The 11,386-nt window shown below is 41.3% G+C and carries 7 protein-coding genes; 6 read left to right on the top strand and 1 reads right to left on the bottom strand.

What is annotated here, in order from left to right:
- Nucleotides 1-46 precede the first annotated feature (46 nt).
- On the bottom strand, nucleotides 47-3,265 hold the full coding sequence (locus ACFW35_RS16075; RefSeq protein ID WP_379847167.1) for a M36 family metallopeptidase: 3,219 nt from the start codon (nucleotides 3,263-3,265) through the stop codon (nucleotides 47-49).
- A 429-nt stretch (nucleotides 3,266-3,694) separates the two neighbouring features.
- On the opposite strand from ACFW35_RS16075, the gene hemE reads away from it, so the two are divergent.
- From hemE to ACFW35_RS16045, 6 genes are all read left to right on the top strand, one after another.
- Nucleotides 3,695-4,723 carry a uroporphyrinogen decarboxylase gene (gene hemE, locus ACFW35_RS16070; protein ID WP_379847536.1) on the top strand — a complete coding sequence of 343 codons (1,029 nt, stop codon included), beginning with the start codon at nucleotides 3,695-3,697 and terminating at the stop codon, nucleotides 4,721-4,723.
- A gap of 6 nt (nucleotides 4,724-4,729) precedes the next feature.
- Nucleotides 4,730-5,671: a ferrochelatase gene (gene hemH, locus ACFW35_RS16065; RefSeq protein WP_379847165.1), complete on the top strand. Its 942-nt coding sequence runs from the start codon at nucleotides 4,730-4,732 to the stop codon at nucleotides 5,669-5,671.
- 5 nt (nucleotides 5,672-5,676) lie between these two features.
- A complete protein-coding gene (gene hemY / locus ACFW35_RS16060; RefSeq protein WP_379847164.1) occupies nucleotides 5,677-7,083 on the top strand; it encodes a protoporphyrinogen oxidase in 1,407 nt (468 codons plus the stop codon).
- Between the two features lie 116 nt (nucleotides 7,084-7,199).
- On the top strand, nucleotides 7,200-8,477 hold the full coding sequence (locus ACFW35_RS16055; protein ID WP_379847162.1) for an ATP-binding protein: 1,278 nt from the start codon (nucleotides 7,200-7,202) through the stop codon (nucleotides 8,475-8,477).
- Nucleotides 8,477-9,046 (top strand): TetR/AcrR family transcriptional regulator, encoded by a 570-nt coding sequence (locus ACFW35_RS16050; protein WP_379847161.1) that lies wholly within the window; start codon nucleotides 8,477-8,479, stop codon nucleotides 9,044-9,046. Before ACFW35_RS16055 ends, ACFW35_RS16050 begins: the two co-directional genes overlap by 1 nt.
- Nucleotides 9,047-9,202: 156 nt before the next feature.
- Nucleotides 9,203-11,341 (top strand): YhgE/Pip family protein, encoded by a 2,139-nt coding sequence (locus ACFW35_RS16045; RefSeq protein ID WP_379847159.1) that lies wholly within the window; start codon nucleotides 9,203-9,205, stop codon nucleotides 11,339-11,341.
- Nucleotides 11,342-11,386 lie beyond the last annotated feature (45 nt).

Raw genomic sequence — 11,386 nt, 5'->3', positions numbered from 1 at the left:
ACAAAAAAGATGGGTACGAAGCCCATCTTTCACACTGTATTTTCATTTAATTCGCAAATGGACTTTTCACATCTAGTGTAAATGGAACATTTGCACCGGAATACAGACCTACATAGATATAAGATGTACCACCAGGGACAATTCCTGTCTCATTCGCCCCCGCTGTTGCGATGCTGCCGATCAGATTGAATGATGAATCATAGAAATAAACATCAAGATCATGTGCCCCATCATCAGGACCTGTGACAGATAAGTTATGCAATCCATCACGATATTGTTCAGGAAGACTTACTACATATCCATCTACACCTTGTGATGCCGGTTCAGGGTTTTGGGTCGAAACGAATTCGTTCTGTGTTACACTTCCTGTCGCGTCCAAGTCAGCTAAGCTTCCGATTCCTGTTGCCGGGTTGCCTGCCTGGATTACCCCTTCACTTTTAAATGGTTCTGTAACAACAGGAGGCAATGCCTTAACTTTTGATGACCGTTCTGCAAAAACTTGAACTTCAGCAACCTGAACATGGCCGAGAGTATTATCTTGAGCATTATTAGCAATGAACTTAATAAAGTTTGCTTTTACCGGTTCAGCCAGATCGAACGTTTTATAATGCAGGTCTGGTGTTGCAGGACGAGGCTTTCCAGCGTTGAATGCACCGTCTTTAACAGCAGTCCAGTTTTCACCGTCAAGCGATGTTTGTACGGTAAAGTCTTTTAAAGCTGAAAAACGTGCTTTTGCAATGTCTTTAAATGCACTTACTTGGACACTTGAAACGGTGGCTGGTTTGTCTCCTGCAAGATCTACAACAAACTCAGATCCCGTAAAGCCCTCTTCTTTTGTTTGTGAAGCATACACGGTCGCTTCTGTATCATCCAGAGCATTTTTCGCAGGATGTGTTTCTGTTTCATCAGATACTGAAACTACTTCAGCTCCGTTTGCTGCAGAAGCAAGGTTAGGTGATAGATTCACCTCTAATGATTCAATCTCACCAGCTGTAATAGTTACGTTCTTAAATGTTGTTGAGCCGAAGCCGCGAGCCTGAATGGTAATATCATAGGTTCCCGAGACGATAGGCATGCTGAATCCGCCTGTATCACTTGATAAAGCTACAGGACTAGTACGGGCTTCATATTGTCCAATAATAATCTTTGCATCTTGTACCGGTTTTTTTGTTGAAGAATTTATAATCTTTCCGGCAAGCATACCGTTTTGTCCGGATACTGGGTGGTCATACGCTGGTACGGGATCTGTATCATCTCCAGATAAAGATTTGGCTGAAGCCCCTAGACCTCTTTGGGCAAAAGCTTTCCATAAAAGATTATAATGATCTCCACCGTATCTGTCTTGGTCAGCTGCAAGGATGGCTGTTCGCATATCATCCATTGACGGATCAGGAGCAGAGATTGGCATTGCATCCATGACGATATGTTCTGCGACAGATTCACCTTCTTCTTTTCCTAGCTCAGCTATTAGACTTTCTCTAACATGCCAAAGAATAGCCGCCCAAATCTCACCATCAGCGTGGACTTCAGGACCAACGATATCAAACCCAACGTCACCAAACTGAAGGGGAGCGTCATCAAGTGCCCAGCTTCGGATTCCGCGTTCCTGATTCCCCGTTACATATGCCCCGACAACAGGGTTTTTTTGCAGACCGTTTTTAACAAGATAGTGCATGGCGAACCAGTCCCCCCAAGCTTCACCCATGGATCCTGCTTGATGGCTGTTCAGAGATTCGCCTCCTGCTACATAACGGTTGGAGAGAGCATGGCTGTATTCGTGATAAATGATTCCGGCATCAAAGTCGCCATCTGTATATTCACCTTCGAAAGCCCCTTTAATCGGCTCCCATAAAAACATTCCGCTCCACGCAGGAATACCATCGGGAAGCGTAAGCATATAGGCGTTGTCACGGCCCGTATATGTCGGTTCTCCTCCTGATGCTGCGCCTGCTTGAACAAGACCGAGGATAGGGTCACCTTCCATACCGCCTTTTCCGAAATTCGCCGCTTGAAGATTACCTGCAGATTCTGTCCATCCCAGCTTATAAAAATAATCGTGAAACAGGTTGTGATGATAGAACAAATTCGTTGCTGCACTGTTTACATCTTCTGCATAAGATGGGGGGGCGGTTTGTCCTTCAGTTTTGTTCCAGGCGTTTTTAAACGGATATTTAAATTGCCCGAGGGGGTTTACCGGTCTGACAAGCCCAGCTCCTTCTGGGACGAGGAAATTACTCCAGTTTGCATACGTGTCCGCATTATTTCCAAGTGTTGTAACGCCAGCATCATTTGCAGGCAGCAGCCATCCTTGCGGAGAAGCTTCTGGGTCACCTTTTAAGGATTTCACAACCTGTGTGCCGCCTGTCGGGGAACCGGGATAATTTTCAAAAATTATGCCTTCTGGATCAAGGTTTTGAACAAGTGATCGTTCAAAAAGAGTTTTACCTGTTACTCCGTCAACAACAACTTCTTTACCTTTGTTCAGTTTTTCAATATAAAGTACACGGTAGGCAGGTCTTACACCACCGGATGTGACAAACGCTGATTTTTTAACGCGCTGAACAGTTGGAAGGTTATCGCCGCCAGCATATTCTTCCCAGCCTTTATTTGACCCCTTTAATACAGGCGAATAATTTAAATCAGGAAGATGTTCATTAACTACTGATAGAAGCGCATCTTTGCTTGATAGTTTATGTGCTTCATCCATTTCTGACGCCTTTGAAGCATTTGATGCAACTGAAAGAATACGTCCATCCTTATTGACAGAAATAATAAACCGTCCGCCGTTTGCCGATTCAATCCCAGAGAAGGTTTGCTGAAAAACAACGGTTTGAAGACCGCTGCCAGGAATAGAATGATTCTTTATAACTGAAAGGGAGTCTGCTTGATTGGAAGAGAGTCCGAACATTTGTAAATTCTCTTTAAGCCAGTTTCGAGCAATAGTCTCACTGTTATAACTGGATGGAGGAGTTAAGTATCCTTTGTTTTTTGAGATAAAAGAGGGTGTACCAAAAGTTGAATTCCAGGAGATTTTTGTTCCGGTGCCTGTTTCTTGAATAAATGAATTTGCAGCTTCTATTTGTGATCGATCAGGAAGCACTGCAGATAAATTTTTACGGATATCAAAATTCTCGTGATTATGTTCTTTTGCCAGTTCATTTGATGTAAGAGCATTCACGGGGAGATTACTGATTGGATATAACTGAGACAAAAGTAAAACAGAACTTACGGCTGAAACGGTAATAGTTTTTTTGTTGATGGACATTGTACCCACTCCTTAACGGAATTTTCTGACTTTTATTACAGTCATTAAACAATTGTCCTAAAAATGAGTCAATGCATTTCCTGAAAGATAGTTCTTTATCTAATAATTTTTAGCCTGAAGTTATAGTGCTCCAATACGACTAAGGTAATAGAGAAGTAGGAAATCCATGTAGGGGTTTTGTGAAAAGAGTCCAATTTTATAAAACCTAATTATCGATTAAAGAGATTCCTGTATAGAGGTTATACTGCCGGGTGACAATGGCAATTTGCCAAAATGATGACAATTGAACTTTCAGCCTATACTTTTATTATGAATTCCCTTACAATGTGTATGGATATTGACGTTTAGAGGTTTTAAGTTTCAGCAGCTAGGAGATAACAATAGTGCTGCAGCTTTTGGTCTTGATAGAAAGGTGTGTACGTTTTGACAATGAATGAAGAGTTTTTGAAGGCGTGTCGTAAGGAGAAAAATTCACATATTCCTGTATGGTACATGAGACAGGCGGGCCGTTCTCAGCCTGAGTACCGTAAATTGAAAGAGAAGTATTCACTGTTTGACATCACTCACAGACCTGAGATGTGCGCAGGCGTTACAAAGCTGCCAGTTGATCAGCACGGTGTTGATGCTGCGATCCTTTACAAGGATATTATGTCGCCGGTTCCTGCAATTGGTGTAGATGTAGAAATCAAGCCGGGGGTAGGACCCGTTATCGATAATCCTGTAAGAACACGCGAGGCTGTTGAAAGACTTGGAACGATTAACCCTGAAAAAGATGTTCCTTATGTACTTGAAACGATTAAAATTTTGCGTCAGCAATTGGAAGTTCCTCTAATCACTTTTGCAGGTGCTCCATTTACACTTGCAAGCTATATGGTTGAAGGGGGTCCTTCACGGGATTACCATAAAACAAAGCAGCTTATGTTCTCGGACCCAGAAAGCTGGTTCATGCTTATGGACAAGCTTGGAGACATGACGATTGCGTATGCGAAAGCACAGATCGCAGCTGGTGCACAAGCGTTTCAGATTTTCGATTCTTGGGTTGGCGCATTGAATGCACAGGATTATGCAAGATACATTATGCCTGTTATGGACAGAATCTTTTCTGAACTTCGCGGAGAAGGAGTACCATTGATTCTTTATGGAACAGGTGCACGCCACTTGGTGATGGAGTGGAACGAGCTGCCGCTCGATGTTATCGGTCTTGACTGGAGACTCTCTCCAAGAGAAGCGCGTCAGATGGGTGTAACAAAGGCACTTCAAGGAAACTTGGATCCTTCTATTCTGCTAGCTCCTTGGGAAGTGATCGAAGCAAGAACAAAAGAGATTTTAGATGAAGGAATGGAAGAGCCAGGATTCATCTTTAACGTGGGTAAAGGTATTTTCCCGGAGGTTAACATCGCAACATTGAAACAATTAACCACCTTTGTCCATGAATACACGTCTGAAAAACTAGGGTGATTATAAGTGACGAAAAAGAAAACAGGTTTGTTAGTGATGGCATATGGAACCCCAAGAAGTCTGGATGAAGTAGAAAGCTACTACACACATATTAGACGCGGCCGGAAACCTTCACCTGAACAGCTTCAGGAATTGACAGAAAGATACGAGCAGATTGGCGGAATCTCACCTCTTGCTAAGATTACAGAAGATCAGGCACAAAAACTAGAAGAAGAAATGAATCGCCGCTACCCAGATAAGGAGTTTAAAAGCTACCTAGGTTTGAAGCATATCAATCCTTTCATTGAAGATGCTGTTCATGAGATGAAAAAGGATGGTATCGAGGAAGCTGTAACTCTTGTACTTGCTCCGCATTATTCTACGTTCAGTGTTAAATCTTACAACGGACGTGCAGTAGAAGAGTCAGCGAAAATCGGCGGTCCCGAATTTGTGACGATCGACAGCTGGTATGACGAGCCTAAGTATATTCAATTTTGGGCGGAAGGAATTAAACAAACGTTTAATAACATTCCTGAAGGCGAACATGATAAAACGGTTGTTATCTTTTCTGCACACAGTCTTCCAGAGAAAATTTTGCAGATGGGAGATCCCTACCCGGTTCAATTGCAGGAAACAGCTGATTTGATCGCGAAAGAAGTCAGCGTTCCCCATTATACAATCGGATGGCAAAGTGCGGGGAATACGCCAGAGCCTTGGATCGGACCAGATGTTCAGGATCTGACGCGGGATCTGTATAATGAATACGGATATAAGCATTTCATCTATTGTCCTGTTGGGTTTGTTGCGGATCATTTAGAAGTTTTATATGACAATGATTATGAGTGCAAAATTGTTACAGATGAATTGGGCGTGAACTATTACCGTCCTGAAATGCCGAATGCAAAACCTGAATTTATTGACTGCTTAGCAACAACAGTTGAAAAAGCACTAGCAAAAGAAAGAATGTGAATAAGATGAGCGAGCGAAAGCACGTGATCATTTTGGGCGGCGGCATTACAGGTTTATCCGCTGCCTTTTATGTGCAAAAGTATGCAAAAGAAACAGGAAAGCCAGTAACTTTTACGTTATTGGAAAGCAGCAGCAGGCTGGGCGGGAAAATTGAAACCATTACAGAGGATGGTTATGTAATTGAAAGGGGTCCTGACTCCTATCTGGCTCGAAAAACCGTTATGACTGATCTTGTTAAAGAGGTAGGACTAGAAAAAGACCTGGTATCGAATGAAATGGGACAGGCTTACATTCTTCATAATATGAGGCTTCATCCAATTCCCGAGGGGGCGGTCATGGGTGTTCCAACTAAGATAATGCCGTTTGCATTTACCCCGCTTTTTTCAATATTTGGGAAAGCCAGAGCTGGTCTTGACCTTGTTCTGCCGAAGCGGTCAGATTCCAGTAGAGATGTTTCTGTAGGGCATTTTTTTAGAAGAAGGCTTGGAGACGAAGTGGTAGACCGTCTGATCGAACCTTTGCTGTCTGGAATCTATGCCGGTAAAATCGATCATCTAAGTTTGCAGTCTACTTTTCCGCAATTCGTTGAGACGGAAAAAAAGCATAGAAGTTTAATTTTAGGCATGAAAAAATCGCAGCCTAAGCCTGTTAAGACTCAGCAAACGGAAAAGAAAAAAGGCGCTTTTTTAACTTTGAAAAATGGATTATCTTCCTTTATTTCTGCGCTTAGAAACTCTCTGCCTGAAGAGAACATTAAGATGGGTGCAAAAGCGGATTCAGTAAAGCGTTTAGAAGATGGCACATACTCCGTTGAATTAGAGGATGGGACAGTCCTGGCTGCAGACCACTTAATTGTAACGACTCCGTATGCAGTAACGAAAAAACTTTTTGGCGAGAAAATGTTTCCATCTGATTTTCATAAAACGAAACCTACCTCGGTTGCAACAGTTGCGATGGAATTTAATGAAGATGAAGTATCATTTTCATTAGAAGGTACGGGTTTTGTTATAGCAAAAAGTGAAAAGACATCCATTACAGCTTGTACGTGGACTAGCCGTAAATGGCCACATACCACTCCTAAAGGGAAGGTTTTGTTAAGATGTTATGTCGGCCGTGCTGATGATCAGGGGATTGTTCACGAATCCGATGAAGCTATCTTAAGTAAAGTATTGAATGATTTAAAAAAGATCATGGGTGTAGATACTAAGCCCAAAAAATATTATGTATCACGAATGATTGATTCGATGCCGCAATATGAAGTTGGCCATGAAGAGTATATAGAGCAGCTTAGAGGAACTTTTGAAAAAGAGCTTCCGGGTGTCCTTTTAGCCGGTGCTCCTTATGATGGTGTCGGGCTTCCGGATTGTGTAAATTCAGCTAGAAAAGCTGTAGAAAGACTTTTATCCAAATGAAGAACGAATTCCATGATTTTCATGAGACGGCAAACGGATAAGTTTGCCGTTTTTCTTATTTTCTTGAAGAATGATTCTGCTATACTAAAGGAAGAAAAAAGGGGAGGGGGAGCATCATGCAAGCGTTTATAGAACCGTTATTCGTTAATATTGCAATTGTTTTCTCATTTACACATCTATTGAATATGTTCTTTCCCCTTCATCCTGGTGTCATTCCAAGCTTGAAAAACAAAGTCATCTTCGGAATCATAAGCGGATTTGGTGCTTTAGTTTGTATGATGTTTCCTATCGAAACGCTGAAGGACTCGTTTTTTGATCTTAGAAATGTTCCAATTATGATCGTTACACTTTACGTCGGCTGGCTGCCGGGTGCAATCTGTTCCTTGTTCGTTATTTTAGCAAGAATGGCAATGGGCGGCGATTTTGTATGGCTGGGTATTGTTCTTACCTTTTTGGCGTACGGGATTTCATTGACCTACCAGGGTTTTTTTGATGAGGATAAACGCAGGTGGATTTCAGCACTCTATATATCTGTAGTCTATACTTTATTTTATATCTTGCTCATCCACACGTACTTAGAATTTTTGACTCTTGATTTTTACCTTGTTTATTTTTCAAGTTTTTTAATTGCATTCTTTTCTTGCATTTTTCTTATTGAGAGACTCGTGAAAATAAATATGCAGTTAAAAGAATCCGTTTATCTTGATAAGCTGGCAGTAGCAGGTCAGATGGCGGCTGCGATCGCCCATGAAGTCAGGAATCCGATGACGACGATAAGAGGAATGATTCAATTTTTAGGCAGTACAACTATTGATGAAAAGCTGAAAGAGCATTCCCCGCTTTTAATTGAAGAGCTTGACCGGACGAACAAGATCATTACGGATTATCTTTCAATGGTTAAACCTGATGTTCCAAAATTGGAAAGAATAAATCTGAAGAACGTCTTAACAGATGTTGTCTCATTAACGGCGCCATATGGATCTATACACAATGTGGAAGTAACTGTGTGTGATATTGGTTCGCACATCGTTAATATTGATGAGCAAAAATTGAAGCAAGGACTAATTAATATTATTAAAAATGGTATCGAAGCCATAGACAACACTGGTTCAATTCATCTTTATAAGTACAAAATAACAAAAAGAAACATCACCATTGCTATTGAGGACAATGGTAAGGGGATGACAGAAAAAGAACTGGAACAGATCGGACTTCCATTTTACACGACGAAAGCAAAAGGGACTGGTCTCGGAATGATGGTGACTTATAAGCTCATTCGGGACATGGGTGGAAAACTGCACTATGAGAGTGAATTGAACGAGGGGACAAGAGTGCTATTAACTTTGCCTTTAAGTACGAAATCAAATCAGCTGCAAGAAGAGGTGGGAGTATAATGGATCGGAGAAAAAGTATATTAGAAGCAGCTGAACGTTCTTTTTCAATGTTTGGCTATAAAGCGAGTACAGTTGATCAAATCGCAAAGATCGCAAATGTTGGAAAAGGAACTATCTATACATTTTTCGCAAATAAAGAAGAACTGTTCTCTGAGATTATTACAAACCTTGTAAAAGAAACGAAGCTGGCAGCATCAAAAGCGATCAACGAAGACCGGCCGTTTTATGAGAACCTTCATTATGCATTGTATGAAGTTATAGAATTCCGTAAAACACATCAGTTAGCTGTGAAGCTTTCACAGGAAGTAAAAGAAATGAACACTTCACCTGTAACAGATGCATTGCAAAGAATTGAAAAAGCTGTCCTGAACTTTGTTCAAAAAGAGCTGGATAAAGCCGTAGAAAAAGGCGAGATTAAAGAATGTCCAACAGATATTGTGGCTTTCATGATGGTTAAACTGTATCTGGCTCTTATCTTTGACTGGGAAAGAGACAATCCTGCGATTCAAAAAGAAAAAATGCTAGAAGTCCTTGAAATGTTTGTGATGGATGGATTAAGAAAATCCTAGTATTGCAGAAGTTGAAAAAACGTGGTACATTAAGTTCTGACCAAAATTTAATTTCAGTCATTTTGTAAAAAGCAGACTATTAGAGGTCTCTTTTTTTGAAGTGAAATGACCGAATGACTAAAATAGTCATAAAGTATTGTAGGAGAGTGAAACATAGTGTTGAAAAGTATAGGAGCTCAATTTAGGGCGGTTTTTTCAAATAGAAAAATTGCTGTACCTGTCTTAGCGGTCCTGTTTATACCCGTGTTATACAGTGGAATGTTCTTGTGGGCCTTCTGGGATCCGTATGACAAGATGGAGGATCTGCCAGTTGCTGTAGTCAACCAGGATGAAGGCTATGAATACAACGGAGAAAACTTAACAGTCGGGGATGAGTTTGTTGAAAGGCTGAGAGAAAATCCACAGTTTAAGTGGAAATTTGTAAGTGAAGAAAAAGCAAAGCAAGGACTTGAACATAACGATTATTACATGATGATAGAGATACCAGAAGATTTTTCTGAGAAAGCTACATCATTATCAGGTGAATCAAAAAACAAACCTGAGATTATTTATTCGCCAAACGCAGGCTTTAACTTTTTAGCTGCACAAATTGGTGGTACTGCCGTCGATAAAATGAAAGAAAGTCTTTCGAATGAACTTACTAAAACGTATGCGGAGGTAATGTTCGAGCAAGTAGAGCAGCTTACTGGAGGTTTGGAACAAGCTGCTGATGGATCAGATCAAGTAACAGATGGCTTAGAAAAAGCGGCTGCTGGAAGTGGTCAGCTTGCGGCGGGTATGACTGAAAAAAAACCTCAGATTAAAGAGTTAGAAAGTGGGGCAGCTTTATTCAATTCTAAAATGACCGAGTTTGACAGCGGGTTGGATCAATTACTTGCTGCACATAAACAGCTAGCTGATGGTCAAGGGCAGCTTAGCGCAGGAGCTCAATCATTAAAAAGCGGGCTTAGTCAGGCGACAACGGGTTCTGAAAAGATTAAGGATGGAAGCATCGAGCTAAAAGACGGTGCTGAGAAACTGTCAAATGGAGCAAGTACTTTAGCGGGGTCTGTCAATGAATGGAACGCAGGAGCACAAAAAACAGCTGCAGGATCAAAACAGCTTGAACAGCAGATCAACCATTTGATTCAAAATCAAAGCAACATGTCTGATGAACAAATAGCGGCCTCTTTAAAACAGATAGCGGCTATTAGCAGTGGTGTGAATAATGGCCTGGATAGCTTAACTGCTGCAACAGGAAAAATTGCAGGAGGAGCCAATGAACTTGCAGCTGGTACGAAAAAAATAAGCAATTCCCAGACCGCCATGGCACAAGGAGCAGAAAAGCTTCATAACGGCCAACTTAAATTGGCAGACGGTGTTGGTCAGCTTGCGAGCGCTCAGGCAAAAGTAAACACGGGGACTCAAACATTCCAATCAAAACTTGGTGAAGCCTCGGCTGGTTCACAGCAATTACTCGCTGCTAGCGGAAAGCTTGCTGATGGAACGGCAACGGTATCTTCAGGATGGCAAGAGGTTACCAGTCATGTAAATGAAATTCATGACGGTGAACAAAAGCTCCTTGAGGGAAGCGGAAACTTATCTTCTAAATTGAGTGAAGCAGCAGACAAAACAGGTACGGTTGATCCTGATAGTGAAATGTTTGAACGAATCGCCAACCCTGTTTCTGTAAAGACAAAGAATTTTTCTGATGTTCCAAACTATGGAACTGGTTTTGCTCCTTACTTCTTATCACTAGGTTTGTTTGTCGGAGCATTATTGATGTCTATCGTGTTCCCGCTGCGTGATAAAGTAGGAGAGCCTCGATCTGGATTCGGATGGTTTGCGAGCAAATTTTCATTTTTAGCAGCGGTAGGTGTTGTTCAAGCGTTGATTGCTGATGCAGTATTGCTTTTTGGTTTAAACATCGAAGTGAGCAGTCTATCGGCATTTATCGGACTTAGCGTTATCACGAGTCTTACGTTTTTAGCGCTTATACAATTGCTCGTAACAGTTTTAGGTGATCCTGGCCGATTTGTAGCAATTATCATTTTGATTCTTCAGCTTACGACGAGTGCAGGAACATTCCCGCTGGAGCTTATTCCATACGGACTGCAAATCTTTAATACGTGGCTCCCTATGACATATTCAGTATCAGGATTCAAAGCCGTGATCTCAAGCGGAGACATGAGCAGTTTTATCTTCAACGTATGGATATTGGTTTGTTTCTTAGGATTATGTATGATAGGATCATGGAGTTATTTTGCAGTACAAATGAGAAAAAAGAACAGTAAAGCAGATGAGCTAACAACATAATCTATAAAAAACACTTGGAGACGTAAATCCAAGTGTTTTTTTCTA

The organism is Fictibacillus sp. NPDC058756, from assembly GCF_042746035.1.
Taxonomy (GTDB): Bacteria; Bacillota; Bacilli; order Bacillales; family Fictibacillaceae; genus Fictibacillus.
The sequence above is the reverse complement of the archived record's forward strand: the minus strand, read 5'-3'. Positions and strand labels throughout refer to the sequence as shown.